General features: G+C 71.4%; 22 protein-coding genes. 5 read left to right on the top strand and 17 right to left on the bottom strand.

Annotated features, from left to right (window positions below; translation table 11 throughout):
* Positions 1–126 precede the first annotated feature (126 nt).
* Complete coding sequence (locus AB0G01_RS35075) at positions 127–1062, bottom strand: FAD-dependent oxidoreductase (RefSeq protein ID WP_360955210.1); 936 nt, start codon at positions 1060–1062, stop codon at positions 127–129.
* A 121-nt stretch (positions 1063–1183) separates the two neighbouring features.
* On the opposite strand from AB0G01_RS35075, the gene AB0G01_RS35070 reads away from it, so the two are divergent.
* Entirely contained in the window at positions 1184–1366 is a 183-nt protein-coding gene (locus AB0G01_RS35070; RefSeq protein ID WP_360955208.1) for a hypothetical protein, read from the top strand.
* Between the two features lie 12 nt (positions 1367–1378).
* Here the strand turns inward: AB0G01_RS35070 and AB0G01_RS35065 are convergent, their stop codons facing one another.
* From AB0G01_RS35065 to AB0G01_RS35055, 3 genes are read right to left on the bottom strand one after another with little or no spacing between them, the layout of a single operon-like run.
* Positions 1379–1969, bottom strand: a complete 591-nt coding sequence (locus AB0G01_RS35065) for a hypothetical protein (protein ID WP_360955205.1) — start codon at positions 1967–1969, stop codon at positions 1379–1381.
* Between the two features lie 7 nt (positions 1970–1976).
* Entirely contained in the window at positions 1977–2315 is a 339-nt protein-coding gene (locus AB0G01_RS35060; protein WP_360955202.1) for a nucleotide pyrophosphohydrolase, read from the bottom strand.
* The gene (locus AB0G01_RS35055; protein ID WP_360955199.1) at positions 2312–3217 is read right to left on the bottom strand and encodes an AraC family transcriptional regulator; all 906 of its coding nucleotides are present in this window, start codon (positions 3215–3217) and stop codon (positions 2312–2314) included. The genes AB0G01_RS35060 and AB0G01_RS35055 overlap by 4 nt, the downstream gene beginning before the upstream one ends.
* 70 nt (positions 3218–3287) lie before the next feature.
* Here AB0G01_RS35055 and AB0G01_RS35050 point away from each other — a divergent pair, with 70 nt between their 5' ends.
* The gene (locus AB0G01_RS35050; RefSeq protein WP_360955196.1) at positions 3288–4082 is read left to right on the top strand and encodes an NAD(P)H-binding protein; all 795 of its coding nucleotides are present in this window, start codon (positions 3288–3290) and stop codon (positions 4080–4082) included.
* Here the strand turns inward: AB0G01_RS35050 and AB0G01_RS35045 are convergent.
* The 9 genes from AB0G01_RS35045 to AB0G01_RS35005 form a co-directional block, all read right to left on the bottom strand.
* Entirely contained in the window at positions 4048–4695 is a 648-nt protein-coding gene (locus AB0G01_RS35045) for a class I SAM-dependent methyltransferase (protein ID WP_360955193.1), read from the bottom strand. The genes AB0G01_RS35050 and AB0G01_RS35045 overlap by 35 nt on opposite strands.
* A 141-nt stretch (positions 4696–4836) precedes the next feature.
* The gene (locus tag AB0G01_RS35040; protein WP_360955190.1) at positions 4837–5862 is read right to left on the bottom strand and encodes a hypothetical protein; all 1026 of its coding nucleotides are present in this window, start codon (positions 5860–5862) and stop codon (positions 4837–4839) included.
* Between the two features lie 130 nt (positions 5863–5992).
* A complete protein-coding gene (locus AB0G01_RS35035) occupies positions 5993–6493 on the bottom strand; it encodes a hypothetical protein (protein ID WP_360955187.1) in 501 nt (166 codons plus the stop codon).
* Between the two features lie 163 nt (positions 6494–6656).
* Positions 6657–7436: an ESX secretion-associated protein EspG gene (locus AB0G01_RS35030; protein WP_360955184.1), complete on the bottom strand. Its 780-nt coding sequence runs from the start codon at positions 7434–7436 to the stop codon at positions 6657–6659.
* The gene (locus AB0G01_RS35025) at positions 7433–8752 is read right to left on the bottom strand and encodes a PPE domain-containing protein (protein ID WP_360955181.1); all 1320 of its coding nucleotides are present in this window, start codon (positions 8750–8752) and stop codon (positions 7433–7435) included. Before AB0G01_RS35025 ends, AB0G01_RS35030 begins: the two co-directional genes overlap by 4 nt.
* Positions 8753–8765: 13 nt before the next feature.
* Positions 8766–9338, bottom strand: coding sequence for a DUF3558 domain-containing protein (locus AB0G01_RS35020; RefSeq protein WP_360955178.1), 573 nt, complete (start codon positions 9336–9338; stop codon positions 8766–8768).
* Positions 9339–9343: 5 nt separating this feature from the next.
* Entirely contained in the window at positions 9344–9712 is a 369-nt protein-coding gene (locus AB0G01_RS35015; RefSeq protein ID WP_360955175.1) for a PE domain-containing protein, read from the bottom strand.
* 324 nt (positions 9713–10036) lie between these two features.
* Positions 10037–10399 (bottom strand): peptidase inhibitor family I36 protein, encoded by a 363-nt coding sequence (locus AB0G01_RS35010; protein WP_360955172.1) that lies wholly within the window; start codon positions 10397–10399, stop codon positions 10037–10039.
* 46 nt (positions 10400–10445) lie between these two features.
* Positions 10446–11234, bottom strand: a complete 789-nt coding sequence (locus tag AB0G01_RS35005; RefSeq protein ID WP_360955169.1) for a DUF72 domain-containing protein — start codon at positions 11232–11234, stop codon at positions 10446–10448.
* Here AB0G01_RS35005 and AB0G01_RS35000 point away from each other — a divergent pair.
* Positions 11233–11967: an arylamine N-acetyltransferase gene (locus AB0G01_RS35000; RefSeq protein ID WP_360955166.1), complete on the top strand. Its 735-nt coding sequence runs from the start codon at positions 11233–11235 to the stop codon at positions 11965–11967. The two genes, AB0G01_RS35005 and AB0G01_RS35000, sit on opposite strands and share 2 nt — an antisense overlap.
* Positions 11968–11991: 24 nt before the next feature.
* Here the strand turns inward: AB0G01_RS35000 and AB0G01_RS34995 are convergent, their stop codons facing one another.
* On the bottom strand, positions 11992–12732 hold the full coding sequence (locus AB0G01_RS34995; RefSeq protein WP_360955163.1) for a DUF72 domain-containing protein: 741 nt from the start codon (positions 12730–12732) through the stop codon (positions 11992–11994).
* A 67-nt stretch (positions 12733–12799) separates the two neighbouring features.
* Between AB0G01_RS34995 and AB0G01_RS34990 the strand changes: the two genes are divergently transcribed.
* Complete coding sequence (locus tag AB0G01_RS34990) at positions 12800–13084, top strand: type II toxin-antitoxin system prevent-host-death family antitoxin (protein ID WP_360955160.1); 285 nt, start codon at positions 12800–12802, stop codon at positions 13082–13084.
* Positions 13072–13476, top strand: coding sequence for a PIN domain-containing protein (locus AB0G01_RS34985; protein ID WP_360955157.1), 405 nt, complete (start codon positions 13072–13074; stop codon positions 13474–13476). Before AB0G01_RS34990 ends, AB0G01_RS34985 begins: the two co-directional genes overlap by 13 nt.
* Positions 13477–13706: 230 nt before the next feature.
* Here AB0G01_RS34985 and AB0G01_RS34980 read toward each other — a convergent pair whose 3' ends face one another.
* From AB0G01_RS34980 to AB0G01_RS34970, 3 genes are all read right to left on the bottom strand, one after another.
* On the bottom strand, positions 13707–14177 hold the full coding sequence (locus AB0G01_RS34980; RefSeq protein WP_360955154.1) for a hypothetical protein: 471 nt from the start codon (positions 14175–14177) through the stop codon (positions 13707–13709).
* 127 nt (positions 14178–14304) lie between these two features.
* Positions 14305–16416: a 3-hydroxyacyl-CoA dehydrogenase NAD-binding domain-containing protein gene (locus AB0G01_RS34975; protein WP_360955151.1), complete on the bottom strand. Its 2112-nt coding sequence runs from the start codon at positions 16414–16416 to the stop codon at positions 14305–14307.
* Positions 16413–17633, bottom strand: a complete 1221-nt coding sequence (locus tag AB0G01_RS34970) for a thiolase family protein (protein WP_360955148.1) — start codon at positions 17631–17633, stop codon at positions 16413–16415. Before AB0G01_RS34970 ends, AB0G01_RS34975 begins: the two co-directional genes overlap by 4 nt.
* Positions 17634–17653 lie beyond the last annotated feature (20 nt).

Raw genomic sequence — 17653 nt, 5'->3', positions numbered from 1 at the left:
GGTACTGCACTCGTGAGGGTGTGGGAGAGTAGGACGCCGCCGAACATTTCGTTCCTTCAGGGGCACCCGGTCATCCGGGTGCCCCTGAAGGCTTTTGTGCGTTGGGGGTTCGTGCGTCGGGAAGGGTCAGGCCAGGTCTGCGAGGATGGCTTCGGCCAGCAGCGTGCCGGACAGCCAGGCCGTTTCGACCTTGGGCGTTCCCCACGCGTCGCCGGCGATTCCCACCCGTTCCGGGCCGTAGTGGAACGGGGCGTGGCCGGGCTCTGCGGGGCGCGCGAACGTCCAGCGGTGCACGTTCACCGAGAGCGCGGCGGGCAGGTCCAGGAGCTCGCGGACGGCGGACTCGACGTCCTCGGCCGCTGCGGCGGCGTCGGCCACGAACTGGTCGGCGAACTCGGTAGTCGTGTGCGCGACCAAGACCGGGGCGTCGTCCCCGCGTCGGCTCCCGTCGTCGAACACCGTCGTCAGCACGGGGTGTTCGTTCACGAACGCCCCGGCGAAGTCCCACCCGCGCCGGTCGAACGCCAGGGTCGCCACGAGGGACGACAACCACGCCCGGTTCAGGGCCGCCCGCGCGGTGCGGTTCAGGCCGGGGTGGACCAGCCGCACGGCCTGCGGCCCCGGCATCGCCAGCACCACGGCGTCGGCGGGCACGCCGTCGACGCGCGGACCGGGGTCCACCCACTCTGCGGCGTGACCGGTCCTGAGGTCCAGTCCGGCCGCCAGGTCCTCGACCAGCGACCGCAACCCACCGGGCGCGGCCCAGCGCTCGGGCCCGGTCGTCGTGCTCCACCCGGACGGCGAGTGCACGGCCATCGTCGACGTCCACGGGCGCGCCAAACCCGCGTCCCGCCACCGGCCGACGACGGCGGCGAACCGGGGCGACGACACGGTGAGGTACCCGGCACCGATGTCCGCGCGCCGGCCGTCGTACCGCTTGGTCGCCATCCGTCCGCCGCAGACGTGCGACCGTTCGAGGACGCGCACCGTCACTCCGGCGTCGACCAGCGCGCGTGCGCAAGCCACTCCGGCGATACCCGCACCGACCACCGTCACCTGCACGAACCCATCCTCTCAGAGCCGGTCACCGCGATGGGTGCCCGTACCGCTGTCCGAGCGATCCGGTCGGGCCGACCGGGTGACGTGAGGTCCAGACCTCTTGCCGGTCCCTAGCGTGGGGCGCGTGAACAGTCCCGGTGGGTACGTTGCGGGTGCGGGGGAGGCCGTGGTGCGCCGGCAACCGCGCAGGAGAAGGGGAAGACACACGAGGGCGAGGCCGCCCGGCACCTCGCCCCTGTGGATCTCCGCGCTGTTGGGCCTCGTCCTGCTGGTGGCCCTGCTCCTCCTGCTGTCGACCTACCTCTGACGGGCCGCGGCCCTAGCGGGACTGGAGCGCGTCGACGGCCACGGCCTGCGCGATCACCAGGCGGCGGTCGACGGACGGGTCCTGGATGCGGATCAGGTACTGGTCGCGCAACCACGTCTTCTTGTCCACGCTGAACACCGGCACGCCGTCGCGCACGAAGTCGAAGTGGTAGCGGAACGGGAACGGCAGGTCGTTGATCAACGGCAGGAAGCCCCAGATCCGGCGCAGCACCGCGATGCCCTGGTTGCGCTCGCGGCCCGTGGTGGTGCCCGAGCCGGGTTGCTCGACGTGCCAGGTGGAGTTCACCAGGGACTTGCCGAAGTCCTTGCGGAACAGGCCGATCGGCTGCCCGTCACCCGTGAGCACGTCGTAGCCGCTGCCGAGGTCGATCACCTTGCGGGCCTTGAACCCGGCGAGGACGTGGTGCTTGTCCGCGTCGGTGAAGATCGTCACCTGCTCCTTGAACGCCATCCGCTTCTGCTCGACGAACGCGATCAGCGGGCCGGGCGCGCCGTTGCCGTCGTCCGCGAACGCCTCGTAGCGGTTCACCATCATGGTGATCTTCTGGTGCAGGTGCAGTGTGTCCAGGGACTGGATGTCCATGGCCCCCTCATTCGACTGGCCGGAGGTCTCCGGTCGGGAAGCGCCGCTCGTTGCGGTCGATCTTGGCGAACGCGGCCTCGACGAGGTCGACGTCCAGCTTGTCCGCGAGGCGCACCAGGTAGTGCACCACGTCGGCGAGCTCGTCGCGGACGTTCCAGGCAAGTTCCTCGTCCTCCATGGCCTTCGCCGCTTCCTCGGGCGTGAGCCACTGGAACAGGTCGGTCAGCTCGCCCACCTCGCCGGACAACGCCATCACCAGGTTCTTGGGCGTGTGGTAGGTGTCCCAGTCGCGTGCGGCGGCGAACCGGCGGAGCGCGTCGCGGAGTTCTTCCAGGCCGTTGGTCATGCCCGCAGGGCTACCACACGGTGGTCGCTGGGCCGGACACCGCGTACCCGTTTGAAGGCGGTGCTGAAGGCGAAGCCGTCCCGGTAGCCGACGGCGCGGGCCACCGAGTGGACGGTGGCGTCGGGTTTCGCCAGCAGGTCGGCGGCGACGGACATGCGCCACTCGGTGAGGTAGGTGAGCGGCGGCACACCGACCTGCGCGGTGAACCTCTTCGCCAGCACGGCGCGGGAGACCCGGGCCCGCTCGGCGAGTTCGACGACCGTCCACGTGCGCCCCGGCTCGTCGTGGATCGCGCGCAGCGCCGGGCCCACGACCGGGTCGCCCAGCGCCCGGTACCAGGCGGGCGGGTTGGCCTCGGGCCGGTCGAACCACTCGCGCAGCGCGAACACCAGCAGCAGGTCCAGCATCCGGTCGAGCACGCTCTCCTGCCCCGGCCGGTCCTTCGCGATCTCCTCGGACAGCAGGTCGATCGTGCCGCACGGCCCGCACGGCACGACGAACGCCCGTGGCAGGGCGTTGAGCAGCCGGTCGGACACGCTGCCCTCGACCTCGTAGCTGCCGGTGACGACGAGCGTCGTGCCCTCCGCGCCGAACCGGTAGGTGCGGGTGCCGCTCACCCACTCGTCGCAGCCGGGCAGGCCGGTGTCGAGCTGGAGCGGTGTGGCCGGGTCGTCGGCGAGGATGAACGGCAGCGGTCCGCGGACCAGGCCGATGTCCCCGGCGCGCAGCCGCATCGGCTGGTGGCCTTCGGCGATCAGCCAGCCGTCGCCGTGCGAGGTCATCACAGCGGTGAGCGGGGCGGGTCCGGGGTAGCGCACGGACCAGGGCGGTGACGCGAAGGCGCGGCACATCAGCGCGCTTTGCGCGCGCACCCCGCGCAGCAGGTCGGTGAGAGCGTCCACAAGACGATTGAACATGCGATCGGGCGTCTGGGCCATGTTCCGCCCGGCACGATCTTGGTTGGCTGGTGCCATGACGATCCTGGTTCTCGGCGCGACCGGCAAGACCGGCCGCCGCGTCACCGCCGCCCTCGGCCCCGCCGCCCGCCCCGCCTCCCGCTCCTCGGAGCTGCGCTTCGACTGGTCCGACGACTCCACCTGGGACGCCGCCCTGGCCGGTGCGACGGCCGTCTACCTGGTGCCGCCCGCGACGAACCTGGACGCCACCGAGGTGGCCGCGTTCGTGCCGCGCGCCGTCGCGGCGGGCGTGACCCGCATCGTGCTGCTGTCGGCGCGCGGCATCGACCCGGACGACGGTCGGGAGGCGGCCGTGCGGGCGTCCACCGCGGACTGGACGATCCTGCGCCCGACGTGGTTCCACCAGAACTTCACCGAGGACTTCCTGCTGCCGATGGTGCTGGGCAACGAGGTGACGTTGCCGCTGGGGCCGGGCGGGCACCCGTTCATCGACGTGCGGGACATCGCCGACGTGGCCGTGGCCGCGCTCACGCGGGACGGCCACGCCGGCGAGGTGTACGAGCTCTCGGGCCCGGAGGCCCTCTCGTTCCCGGACGCGGTCGCGCGGGTGGCCGAGGCCACCGGCCGGGACATCACGCTGGTCGACGTGCCGGGTGCGGCGATCACCGAGGCGTTGCGGGCGGGTGGTTTCTCCACCGAGTACGCGACCGTCCTCGGGTACGCGCTGGAGGCGATCCGGGACGGTCACGACGCCGAGCTGTCCACGGGCGTCCAGGAGGTCCTGGGTCGCGAGCCGCGCCCGTTCGCGGACTACGTCAAGGACGCGGCGTCGTCGGGCGCGTGGGCGTAGCCAGCACCAGCAGGTGCTCTTCGTCCGGCTGGCCCGCGCGGTCGGGGGTGAAGACGGCGCGGTGCGTCTCGACGACGTCCAGCCCGGCCTGTTCCACGTGCCGGAGCAGGTCGGGCGAGGCGAAGCTGGTGACGTGGACGGTGTGCCCGAGGAACGGCACTTCGAGCCCTTCGACGTCCATCGGGACGGTGATCAGCGCGACCACCCCGTCGGGCTTGAGCCAGCGCGCGATGTCGGCCAGCACCTTCACGGTGTCGGCCCGGGACATCTGGAGGAACGGGAAGAAGGCGCACACGGCGTCCCACGACCCGTCGGCGGAATCCCACTCCCGGATGTCGGCGTGCACGAAGTCGGCGTCCGGCACCTGCTCCCGGGCGATCGCGACCATCTCGGCGGAGACGTCGACCCCCATCACCCGGTGCCCGGCCGCGGTGAGGTCGGCGGCCACCGGCTTCCCCGTGCCACTGCCGATGTCCAGCACCCGGGCGCTCTCGGGCAACCGGTCGAGCAACAACCGCACGCCGGTGTCCACCACGGGCGGCCGTCCGAACGCCTCCTCGTAGCCACGGCCAACGGCGTCGAACAACTCGGCGGCGGTGAGCGGTCGGTCCACTTTCGGTACCTCCAGGGTCGAACCGGTCCGGCCGGGATCACGCTCGGCCCGGAGGTTCCAGTCCACCACACGACCGGTCGCGGGAGTGATCGCCCCGGCCAGCGCTTCCTCGCCGACGGCCGGGGCGTGGCCGTCGGGGGTTCAGCGGTCCCGCCACACCTGGAGCATGTGCGCGCGCCGGGAATCAGCCGCCGGTTCCCGGACGAACGTGCCGTCGTCGGCGAGGAAGATGCAGTCGATCCCCACGCGGTGGAGGTAGGCCAGGCTGTCGGGGGCCGGCCTGCCCGGGAACAGCCCGGCGAGTCGGGTGACGGGGTCCGGGCTGTGCCCGGCGTAGTCCAGCAGCTGCGCCACCGCCTCCCGCACCTTCCCGTGCGTGGCGAGGCTCTTCGCCTCGATGATCTCCACCTCGGTACCGTCATGCCGGTAGAGGTCGGCCCTCAGCTTGCTGTCGGTCCGGAACGCCCTCAGCTGCTCGGGTGCGCAGAACCGTTGGTAGAGCTGGACGAGGCCGGACTCGACGCGATCGGTCACGGTGGTCGAGGCCTCGGTGACCCGGGTGATCCGGTCGACGTGCGCCAGTTCGACCGGGGTGGTCCACGATCCGCGCACGGCATCGATGTGCTGTTCGACCATCTCCTCCAGAGCCGCGTCCGCGACGCCCGTCGTGATGCCGAATTCGAGGAGGACCTTGTCCACGTCGTGTGCGCGGAGGAACCGTTGGCCGGGCAGGTCGTAGTTGGCCTTGTAGCCGCACAGCGTCACCAAGTCGACCTTGGGGCGTTCGATCGGGCGCACGTTGAGCAGGCTGTAGACGTGGAGGAAGCTCTCCTCGTCGCCCTCGTTGCGCCACAGCTCGTCGGCGAACGCCTGGTTGACGAAGCGGTAGCCGACCTCCCCGCACGCCTTGACCTTCTTGTCGCCGGTGAGCAGGACGACGTCACCGCGCTTGAGCTCGGCCATCATGGCGCTGTGCCCCGCTGTCGCGCCCCAGAAGTGCGCCACGCCCGAGGGGTGCAGGGTCGACAGGCCGTTTCGCTGCTCTTCGGTCAGGAGCGCGCCGCGCTCCTCGTCGGCGAAGGACACCCATCCTTCGATCGTGTCGTGGAAGTGTCGCCTGGCGCTGGCTTTTCCGTAGCTCGGCGCGACGAGGATGTTGGGGGACATCGTGCTCCTGAGACGGCACTGGGGTGTCAACCGGCTGATCTTATCGGTGTCCGCGCGGAATAACAGGCGTGTTGCCACCGGCCAGCGAGGACGAGCTGTGCCGTTTCCGGCTCGGCGGTGGCCTATCCGGTCACCGGGCCGGTGGGGTGGTGCGGAAGAGGGTGCGGCCTGCGGTGAACGCCACGCCTCCCAACACGATCGCGGTGGCGAGGAGCAGGAGGTAGATCCAGTCCGCCGGGAGGAGGGCTCGGTCCTGCGGCCCGAAGCGGGTGGCATCGAGGCGGGCTCCTGCCGCGAACAGGGCCGACAGGCAGGTGCACACCCACAGCACCGCCAGCCCCCGGCGCGCTTTGCGGGCACCGGCCAGGTCCAGGTGCTCGCCCCGGACGTGTGCGCGGGCGTTTGCCAGGACGACACCCGACAGGAGCAACGGGAGGGTGCTCATCACCCCGAGGGGCCATGCGATGGCGTTGAGGGCGTTGCCGTAGGTGCTCAGGCTGAGCCCGACGGCGACCAGCAACGCCGCCAGCACCACCGCCGCTGCGATGAGCACCGCGCCGAGCCGGGTGCAGGACGCGCGCAACTCCCGCGCCCCCGGCTCGGAGATCCACCGCACCGCCGGTCCGTTCACGACCCGGACCGACCGCACGGTGCACTCGCGGATGTTGGTGCGCGCAGGCCCTCGCGGCTCGCCGCCCCGTGCCGGATCGTGCGGTTCCAACTGTGTGGTGGTTCCGAGCGCGAGGCCCCGCCCACATCTGCTCCTTGCCGTCGTGTTCGAGGGTCGAACGTGCTCAGCCCGTGGCGGACAGCAGTTCCGACACCGAGTGGGCCAACCGCTGGTGGTCGGCCGGGCTCAGCGTCGACCAGTCCCGGCCGTCACCGGACGGGCGGCGGGTGAACTGCCAGCGCCCCTCCGCGTTGTCGTAGAACGACACCGCGTACGGACCGCGGGTCCGTGGCCCGGGTTTGCCGTTGCGGAGCGGGCGGACGGTTGTGCCGAACTGGCCCATCCGCGTCACGCCGCTCAGCACGGACGCGACCTTCTGGGCATCGGGGCGCGGGACACCGTTGTCCCGCAACGCCATTTCCATCCTGGACACCGATTCGCCCGCCACCGACGCGGCCTTGTCCAGGTCTGCCGCGGGCACGCTGATCGACCGTGACCGGGGTGCCGGGTGCGGTGGCAGCAGCGACACCACCGCGCCGGCGAGTCCCGCCTCGTCAACGCGGTGCAGCACAAGGCTGTCGGAGGTCAACACCGCGAGCACGGCGTGACCGCGCCGGGCCGCCGCCACCGCGCGGACCCGAGGGCCGTCGTCCAGCCGCAACCGGGCGTCGACCTCCCGTTCGGGGCGGGACAACAGGTCCAGCCACCCCGCCAGCCTCGGGTCCAGCTCGCCGCGCTCGACGAGGCCCCGTGCGGCCAGGCCGCGCCAGGCGTCGGCCAGCAGCGCCCGGCGCTCGTCGGTGGTCCCGCCGTGCGAGGGGATCGTCAGGATCGTGGGGTACTCGCCCAGGTTCAGGCGCTCCCAGCACAGGTCGAACTCCAGCCGGGACAACGCGAAGCTCACCTGCGGTCGTCCCCGATCACGGGAGGAGCCACGCTCGGCAGGCTCTCCTCGCCCCACACGTCCGCCAGCTCCTCCAGGTACGGCGCGGCCTTGTGCTCGATGTCGTCCTCGCCCTGACCGCGCTGCGGAGCGCCCGCGAGACCACCGGCCATCGGCGGTGCCCCTGCCGCACCGCGCGCCGGCCCTGCGGTGGTGCCGGCGGTGCGGTTGGCCGGGGAATCCGGTGCGACGCCCGAGGAGTTGCCGTGGCCGAACGGTTGGGCACCGGGCTGTCCGGGTGCGCCGGCACCGGGCTGGCCGGGTAGGCCGGGCAGGCCACCGCCGAAGCGAGGCGTGCCACCGTTCGGTGGACCGCCGGTCGGTGACCCGCTCGGCGCTCGGAGATCGCGGCCGTACCGGGCCGCGTCGGCCGGCGGGAGCGGGCCGGGCCGGTGGGCCGGGCGGTCCAGACGGGTGGGCGGGATCGGCCGGCCCGGCGGGTTCGGGTTGGGCCGGAAGAACGGGGGGTGGACCGGAGGCGAGCCCGGAGGCGGGGTGGGGCTCGGGCTCGGCGTCGGTGAGGGCGTCGGGCGGGGAGCGACGTCGGCCGGCGGCTGCGCGACCGACGTCTGCGTGTTGTCGCCCGTCGAGACCGCCGGCGGCGGTGCCACCGGGGGGTGGGCGGGCTCTCGTCGTGCGGTGGAGGTCGAGTCGACGGACCTCGTGTCGGAGAACTGCGGCGTGTACTTCTCGTGCGCCTGGGACTGCTCGAACGTCGGCTCGGAGACCTGGGCGACCACCTGCGGCGGCGGCACGAATTCGCCGAGCGCGTCGACGGCGGACGCCGCGTCGTTGCGGTAGCCCTGCATCACCCGCACGGCCTCGCGCTTGGCCTCGTTGGCCGCCTGCTCCTGGATGTCCTGGTCGGTCTGCCCGCCGACCAGGTGCTTGAACCCCGCGGGGATACCCAGGAAGTCGTCGTTGGCGGTGGACGTCACCTGCACCGGTTCGGGCATTGCGGTCTTCGTGCTGCCGTAGTACGAGGTCTGCGCGGAGAACGCGTGGTGCGTCGTGACACCGGCGACGCGCAGGTCCTCGGCCCACTGGACCAGCGGTGCCGAACTCCCGCTGAACCGCTCGCCCGCCGCGCCGACCCAGACCGCTTTCGCGTCGCGGATCGCCGATTCCAGGTTCGCCTTGGCGTCGCCCACGACAGCCCGGAAGTTGTTCCACGCGTCGTCCACGGTGCGCACCGCGGAGTGGCCCGGACCGCCGTGGATCTTGTCGTAGAGCTGCCGGTGCGATTGGGCGTCGAAGTTGTGCTCGCGGATGCCCATCAGCGGTCTCCTCTCACTTCAACAGGTTCTGCATCGCGGCTTCGGCCAGTTCGCGCGCGCGGTCGCACGGCTTGGGAAACCGCTCCGGCTTGTCAGTGGCGAGGGAGAACCCGGCAGCCAGGTACTGGCCGGCTGCGGTGTCGACCAGCACGTCGCACCGGTGCGGGTTGGACGGGATGGTCAACGTGATCGCCTTGAACCCCGAGATCGGATCGACCGCCGTCGGTTGTCCCGCACGTTTGCCGTCGGTCCAGACCTCGATGCCGTCCGCGGTGACCGGCACCAGCATGTTGGCCGCGCCGGTCACCGTCCACTGGCAGCCCGTGGCGTTGAGCGTGGGCACTTCCAGCGGTTCACCCTCGCGGTCGATGCTGAAGCCCGTCAACTGCACCGGCGTCAGCAGTTCGCAGGGCTTCTTCCCGTCGAGCTTCACCTCGCGAGGCCGGTCGGCGGACGGCGAGGGCTCAAGTGTCGTGGTTGTCGGTGCCGCCGTCGATCCGGGACGTGCTCGGCCGCCCTCGTCGGCACACGCACCGAGTGCGAGTACCGAGGCAACGGTCAGCACCACGGGCAGAGATCGTCGCATCGCGGTCAGAGACCCCTGTTCTGCCGGAGCATCGCATCGGTGTTGACGTCCTCGACCAGCTGATAGGTCCTCGCCGCGCTGTCGAGTTGATCAATGTTGCGATTGAGTTCGACGAGGAACTGCCTGGTGACGTCGACTGCGCTGGTGGCGTTGGCGACGAAGGTGCCTGCCGCGTCCTTCGACACCTCGTCGTCCGCGACCGCTGCTTGGCCGATGAGGCTCCACTCCTCCCTGGCGAGGAAGCCGTGCACCTGATTCCGCACCTCTTCGTACCGGGCTTTGAGCGCCAAGATCTGCTCCGGTGCGACCTGCATGGTCACCGGAGCGGCGGCCGGAGCGCCCGCTCCGCCGCCACCGCCCGTCAAGAACGGCATGAGACCCCTCCTCCTGCCTGATCACGTTGCGCCTACCGGGTGTGGCTGAGCGTGTCGGTGTCGACGCATGCGTCAGCCCCGTGTCCGATGACGCCGTGGTTCAGTCCGCCTGTGGGTGCAGTATTCCGGTCGGCGGCCGAGGGGATCGGACGTTGATCAATCCTCCTGGGGAATTCACCCTGATGACGTAGCCAGCAATATGAGCAGTCTTCGTTTTCCATCCGGGTAGTACTCGATCAGGTGATGCACAGGATGGTCACCCACGCGATGGAGCATGCCTATTCCCCGTGGTTGCTCCTGGGCACTGGTTGTTGTGACGACAGCTCAAGAACCCCAGACCTGGATCGCGCGGACCACGAACGGGGCGTCGGGGACGTAGGTGCCCTTGCCCGGGTAGGTCGTGAACTCCGCTTCGGTCGAGCAGGTGGCTCCCTGGTAGACCGACGTGTCGCGGGTCAGGTGGTTCACGAACGAGCGGGCCACCAGGTCGGTCAGGGGGATGCACTCGTCCGGGTTGGCGGACTCCAGGTCCAGGCGTTGGACCGTGCCCGTGTAGTTCGTCCCCGACCACGCGCAGAACTCGCCTCGGTCGCAGATCTCCGCCGGTTGTCGGGCGGTCGCGGTGCCGGTGGGGATCAGGACTGTCGTGGTGATCGTCAGGGCGGTCAACAGGCTCTTCGTCATCATCACCGGGCACCTCCAGACGCATTGTGGGGTGGCCGGTCCCGGTCGGCTACTTGAGGCCCAGCCGGGCTTTCAGGGCCTGCGCGTCGCGGGGTGCCATGACCTTGGCGTCGTTGTCGAAGTACGCGTAGACGTCGTGGGTGCGCGCCCAACCCCGGATCTTGGCGGCCCAGCGGTCCAGGGACTCGTCGGTGTAGCCGCTGGTGTAGAGCTCCTCGTCGCCGTGCAGGCGGAGGTAGGCGAAATCCGCCGTGACGGCCTCCAGTTCGATGAACGTGTGCGCGGTGTCTGCGATGACGAGGGCTATCCCGTGCTCCTCCAGCAACGGCAGGAACGCCGGGTCGCGAAAGGACTCGTGGCGGACCTCCAGCGCGTGCCGCAGCGGCCTGTCCTCGTGGGACCGGGGGAGTGCGGCGAAGAAATCCGTGAGGAGGTCGGGGTCGAACCGGAGGGTGGGCGGGAGTTGCCACAGGAACGGGCCCAGTTTCGGGCCCAGGGCGAGCATTCCGGAATTCAGGAATCGGCTCAGCGCGTCGTGGGGGTCGCGCAGGCGTTTCATGTGCGTGATGAAACGGCTTCCTTTGATCGCGAAGACGAAATCCTCCGGGGTCTGCGCGGACCACGCCTGGAAGTTCGTCGGCTTCTGGAGGGCGTAGAACGTGCCGTTGACCTCCACCGAGTTCAGCCGGGCCGCCAAGTGCTCCAGCTCACGCCTGTGCGGCAGGCCCTTCGGGTAGAACACGCCGCGCCACGGGGCGTAGGTCCAACCGCTGGTGCCGATGCGGATCACAGAACCATTGACCTCCACCGGGGGTCGGGGTGCAAGTTTGTCCCCCATGGACACCAGCACCACCGACGCCTACCTGGAACGGATCGGCGCGACGCGCTCCAGCACGCTGCACGAGCTGCACGAGCGGCACCTGGCCGCCGTGCCGTTCGAGAACCTCTCCATCCACCTCGGGGAGGTCGTCACGCTCACCGAGGACTGGCTGGTCGACAAGGTCGTCCGCCGCCGGCGGGGCGGGTTCTGCTACGAGCTCAACGGGGCGTTCGCCGCGCTGCTGGCCGCGCTCGGGCACCCGGTGGAGCTGCTGTCCGCCAAGGTGTTCGCCAACGGCGTGTTCGGGCCGCCGTTCGACCACCTGGCGCTGCGGGTGGGGGACCTCCTCGTGGACGTCGGCTTCGGGCGGTTCAGCCTGCGGCCGTTGGACCTGGCCGACCGGGGTGACCAGGTCGACGCGGCGGGGGTGTTCCGGCTGGTCGACACGCCCGAGGGCGATCTCGACGTGCTGCACGACGGGGTCGTGCAGTACCGGCTGGAGTCGCGGCCCCGCGCGCTGGAGGAGTTCCGGGCCACGTGCTGGTACCACCAGACGTGGCCCGGGTCGCCGTTCCGGCGCGGGGCCACCTGCTCGCTCGCCACGCCGGGTGGGCGGGTCACCGTGGCGGGCGACAGGCTGATCGTCACCGAGGGCGGCGAGCGGTGGGAACGCGAGCTGGACGACGACGGGATCATCGCGGCGCACGCCGAGCACTTCGGGATCGTGCTGGACCGCGTGCCGAGGTTGTGAGGCGCGCTCGGCGGTGCCGGGCGGTCACGCGGTGAGGATCTCGGCCAGCGCCCGGGCGTCGTGCGGGGCCGCGCCGTGCATCGTGTTGTCGAAGTAGACGAACACGTCGCGGTCCGCCGACCAGGTCCGGATCCGGTCCGCCCACCGGCGCAGCGCCCCGTCCGTGTACTCGCTCACGTAGAGCTCGCGGTCGCCGTGCAGGCGGACGTAGGCGAAGTCCGCGGTCGGCTCCTGGGGTTCCGGGAAGCGCCCCGCCGACTCGGCCGCGACGAGCGCCACGCCGTGCCGGGTGAGCAGCTCGGTGACCTCGGGGACCAGGAACGTGGGGTGGCGGATCTCCAGGGCGTGCCGGACGGGCGGGCCGGGGAGGTGGTCGAGGAACGAGGTCAGCCGGTCGCGCTGGTAGGGCAGGGTCGGCGGTAGCTGCCAGAGGACCGGACCGAGCTTGTCGCGCAGCTCCAGCACGCCGGAGTCGAAGAACTCGTCCACCGCCTCGTCGGTGTCGCGCAATCGGCGGAAGTGCGTGATCTCCTTGTGGGCCTTGACCGCGAACACGAAGTCGTCGGGCGTGCGGTCGTACCACGAGTGGTAGTGGTCGGGTTTGTGCAGGCCGTAGAACGGGCTGTTGAGCTCGACGGTGTTCAGCATCCGCGAGAGGAACTCCAGCTCTAGACGCTGCTGGAGGCCGCGTGGGTAGAAGTCGCCACGCCAGTGCGGGTACCGCCAGCCCGAGGTGCCGATTCGGATATCACCCATGGTGGTCAAGTGGTGCCCTTCCAGGTGACCGGTGAAACGTGTAGCACCGCTGTAGCACAGTAGGTAGGATTGTGCCATGGGTGTCGCATCGATAGGTCAGCGCGAGCTCCGCAACGACAACGCCGAGATCATGCGGCGGGTCGAGGCGGGGGAGAGCTTCGTGGTGACCCGCAACGGCCGGCCGGTGGCCGACCTGGTGCCGCACGTCGTGGGTGAGCGCCCCCGGCGCACGCTCGCCGAGACCCAGGCCGGGTTCCGCCGCCTGCCCCGGCTCGACCTCGACCGCTGGGCCGCCGACCGCGGCACCGACGACGAGGTCTTCGGCGCGGACGACCCGGCCGAGGACCCGTGGCGGGGGTGATCCGGCGGGTCCTGCTGGACACCGGCGTGCTGATCCGGCTGGAGGAGATCGACTTCGGCGACCTGGCCGGTGCCGAACCGGCGATCAGCGCGGTGACCGTGGCCGAACTGGCGTACGGCCTGGACGTGGACGACCCGGTCGAGCGCTTCGCCCGCACCGAGCGCTACTACGCGGCCCTGGACCAGTTCGAGGTGCTGCCCTTCACCCTGGCGGCGGCCAAGGTCTACGGCACCCTGGCCGCCCTGGTCCGCCGTTCCGGCCGCAGTCCCCGCCCCCGCCGGATGGACCTCCAGATCGCCGCCACCGCAGCGGCCCACGGCCTGCCGGTGCTCACCACCAACCTCCGCGACTTCACCGGACTGGAGCGGGTGGTCGAGGTCATCGGCGTGTGACCGGACCGCGTCACGGGGGTGCGGATCTATCGGACCCGGGCAGCGGGACCAGGTCGCCCGAATGGCCGGGACCGCCCGAACGGTCGGGACCGGTGGAACGGCCGGGGCGACGACGTTGTGCGCGCGTAGTGGCGCGACCGCTCCGGCGACGCCGGACGCCACCGGAGCGGTCGCTTTCGAGCTCGGCCCATCGGCGGGGCCGAGCGGTCCTGCGGGCGCGCGCGGCGGCACTAGAACCCCGCCCCGTCCAGCGCGCCGGACACCACGCGGTCGACCCGCACCTGCCTCGGGTCGCGGGCGAGGGCGGCGGTGCAGGGGCACTGGGCCAGGTCGTTGCCGCACAGGTAGACGCCGAGCACGCGCAGGCTGCGGGCGGTCTGGCGCAGGCGCGCCGCTCCTCTGAGGCGGACCTGGCCGTAGACGGCCTTGGCCAGTTGGTAGGGGGCTCCCGGGCCCAGGTCGACGCACGCCTGGCTGTCCAGCTCCTCGGCCACGTGCGCCAGCGGGCGGCACCCGCACGCCTTCGCGGACCGCACCAGCCGCTGGTCCAGGCGCGCGACGAGCCTGCGCGCGACCTCGTCCCGCCACGCGCGGTCGGCGCGGAGGTAGGCGACGAGTTCCTCCACGCGCACCGGGTCCGGGAGGGGACGTCGGGCGCGGGCTCGTCGGCGGTGCGGGGTCATGGCCCCAAGATCGGTCACGACCCGCCGGTATGAGCTTTGCTCACCCGGGTGCGCGAGCGAGAGCACACGCTCGCACTACCGGCCGGTGACGCAGCGCGCCCGGTCTCCCTGGGCGGGAAACCGGGCGCGCCGGGGAAAGCACCGGTCAGGCGGGTACGGAGGCCACGCCCGGCGCGAGGAACCGCCGGCCCGTCACCTTTTCGGAGATACCCGTCCGGTCCAGGTACGGGGTGATGCCGCCCAGCCAGAACGGCCAGCCCGCGCCGAGGATCAGGCACAGGTCGATGTCCTGCGCCTCGGCCACCACGCCTTCGTCCAGCATCAGCCGGATCTCCTCGGCCAACGCCTCCAGCGCGCGCGCCTTGACCTCGTCGCCGGTCAGCGGCGCGTCGCCGAACCGCCACAGCGCCTGGACCTCGGGGTCCACCGTCTGCTTGCCGGTGCTGTCCCACTGCCACACGGCGTTCTTGCCCGCCGCGACGAACGCCTTCATGTTCTCCGACACGCCGAACCGGTCGGGGAACGCGCCGTGCATGGTCTCCGCGACGTGCAGCGCGACCGGCGCGCCGACCAGTTGCAGGAGCACCAGCGGCGACATCGGCAGGCCGAGCGGTTCGGTCGCCTTGTCGGCCACCTCGAACGGCGTGCCCTCGTCGACGGACTTGACGACCTCGCCCATGAACCGGGTCAACAGCCGGTTGACCACGAACGCCGGGGCGTCCTTGACCAGCACGGACGACTTCTTGAGCTGCTTGCCCACGGCGAACGCGGTGGCCAGCGTGGCGTCGTCGGTCCGTTCGGCGCGCACGATCTCCAGCAGCGGCATGACCGCCACCGGGTTGAAGAAGTGGAAGCCCACGACCCGCTCGGGGTGCTTGAGCCCGGCCGCCAGGTCGGTGATGGACAGCGACGAGGTGTTGGTGGCCAGCACCGCCTCGGGCGAGACGAACTCCTCGACCTCGGCGAACACCTCCCGCTTGACGGCCAGGTCCTCGAACACGGCCTCGATCACGAAGTCCGCGTCGGCGAACGCCGCCTTGTCCAGCGACCCGGTCACCAGCGCCTTGAGCCGGTTCGCCTGGTCGGGCGACACCCGGCGCTTGGCCAGCAGCTTGTCGACCTCGCCGTGCACGTAGCCGACGCCCTTGTCCACCCGCGCCTGGTCGACGTCGGTGAGCACCACCGGCACTTCCAGCCGCCGCGCGAACAGCAGCGCCATCTGCGAGGCCATCAGGCCCGCGCCGACGACGCCGACCTTGGTGACCTTGCGCGCCAACGACTTGTCCGGTGCGCCCGCCGGCCGCTTGGCCCGCTTCTGCACCAGGTTGAACGAGTACAGCCCGGCCCGCAGCTCGTCGCTCATCACGACGTCGGCCAACGCCTCGGTCTCGGCCGCATAGCCCGCGTCGAGATCGTCGGCGCGCGCCAGTTCCAGCAGCTCCAGCGCCTTCAACGCACCGGGCGCGGCACCCTTGGTCCTGGCGTCCACGATCGCGCGGGCGCGGGCCACGGCCGCGTCCCACGCCTCGCCGCGGTCGATCTCCCGGCGGGTCGGCGTGACGTCGCCGCGCACCACCGAGGCCAGCCACCGCAGCGACTGCTCCAGGTAGTCCGCCGAGTCGAGGAGCACGTCCGCGATGCCCAGGTCCAACGCCTGCGCGGGCTTGAGCATCCTGTTCTGGTTCAACGAGTTCTCGAAGATCACGGTGACCGCGTCGTGCGCGCCGATCAGGTTCGGCAGCAACTGCGTGCCGCCCCAGCCGGGGAACAGGCCGAGGAAGACCTCGGGCAGCGCGATGGCCGCCGCGTTGGACGCGAGCGTCCGGTAGTGGCAGGACAGCGCCAGCTCCAGGCCGCCGCCCAGGACCGCGCCGTTGACGAAGGCGAAGGTCGGGGTGGTCGACTCGGTGAACCGGCGGAACACGTCGTGGCCGAGCTGACCGATGGCCAGCGCCTGCTCGCGGCGCGACGCGTGCTCCACGGCGGTCAGGTCCGCGCCCACGGCGAAGACGAACGGCTTGCCGGTGACCGCGATCGCGGCCGGCGACGCCGCGACGGCCTCGTCGAACGCCGCGTTCAGGCTCACCAGCGACTGCGGGCCGAAGGTGGACGGACGGGTGTGGTCGTGCCCGTTGTCCAGGGTGATCAGGGCGACCTGCCCGGTCACGCCGGGCACGGTGACCAGCCGCGTGCGCGCGACCGTCACCACCTCGTCGGGGAAGAGGGCCTTGGCCTCGTCCGCGGTCAGCGCGGTCACTTGACGTCTCCGTTCCAGTGCGGGTTCTCCCAGATGACCGTGCCGCCCATGCCGATGCCGATGCACATGGTGGTGATGCCGTACCGCACGTCGGGGCGCTCGGCGAACTGGCGGGAGAGCTGGGTCATCAGGCGCACGCCGGACGAGGCGAGCGGGTGGCCGGTGGCGATCGCGCCGCCCCACCGGTTGACCCTCGGGTCGTCGTCGGCGATGCCGAAGTGGTCGAGGAAGGCGAGCACCTGCACGGCGAACGCCTCGTTGATCTCGAACAGGCCGATGTCGTCGATGGTCAGGCCGGCGCGCTTGAGCGCCTTCTCCGTCGCGGGCACCGGGCCGATGCCCATGACCTCGGGCTCGACGCCCAGGAACGAGTAGCCGACCAGGCGCATGCCGACCGGCAGGCCGAGTTCGGCCGCGGTCCGCTCCTCGGCCAGGATGCAGCCGGTCGCGCCGTCGTTCAGGCCCGCCGCGTTGCCCGCGGTGACCCGGCCGTGCGGGCGGAACGGCGTCTTGAGCTTCGCGAGGTCCTCGACGGTGGTGCCGGGGCGCGGCGGCTCGTCGGCGGTGGCCAGGCCCCAGCCGTGCTCGGCGGACCGGGTCGCGACCGGCACGAGCTCCGGGCCGATGCTGCCGTTCCGCACCGCGTCCGCGTACCTGGCCTGGGACGCCGCCGCGAAGGCGTCGGCGCGCTCCTTGGTGATGGCGGGGAACCGGTCGTGCAGGTTCTCCGCCGTCGAGCCCATGACCAGCGCCGAGGGGTCCACGATCCGGTCGGACAGGAACCGCGGGTTGGGGTCGACGCCCTCGCCCATCGGGTGCCGGCCCATGTGCTCGACCCCGCCCGCGATCACCACGTCGTACGCGCCGAACGCGATGCCGCTCGCGGCCGTGGTCACGGCGGTCATCGCGCCCGCGCACATGCGGTCGACGGAGTAGCCGGGCACGGACTTGGGCAGGCCCGCCAGCAGCGCGGCGGTGCGGCCGATGGTGAGGCCCTGGTCGCCGATCTGGGTGGTGGCGGCGATGGCGACCTCGTCCACCCGCTCCGGCGGCAGCTCGGGGTGCCGCCGCAGCAGTTCGCGGATCACCTTGACCACCAGGTCGTCGGCACGGGTCTCCGCGAAGATCCCCTTGGGTCCGGCCTTGCCGAACGGCGTGCGCACGCCGTCGACGAAGACCACGTTCCGAACGCGTGCCGGCGCTGCTGGTGCGGCCACGGCGTCTCCTCCACTTGTGG

This window comes from Actinosynnema sp. NPDC023587, from assembly GCF_040640215.1.
Classification (GTDB): Bacteria; Actinomycetota; Actinomycetes; order Mycobacteriales; family Pseudonocardiaceae; genus Actinosynnema.
Note: the sequence above shows the minus strand (reverse complement) of the source record. Positions and strands in the feature narration are given on the sequence as shown.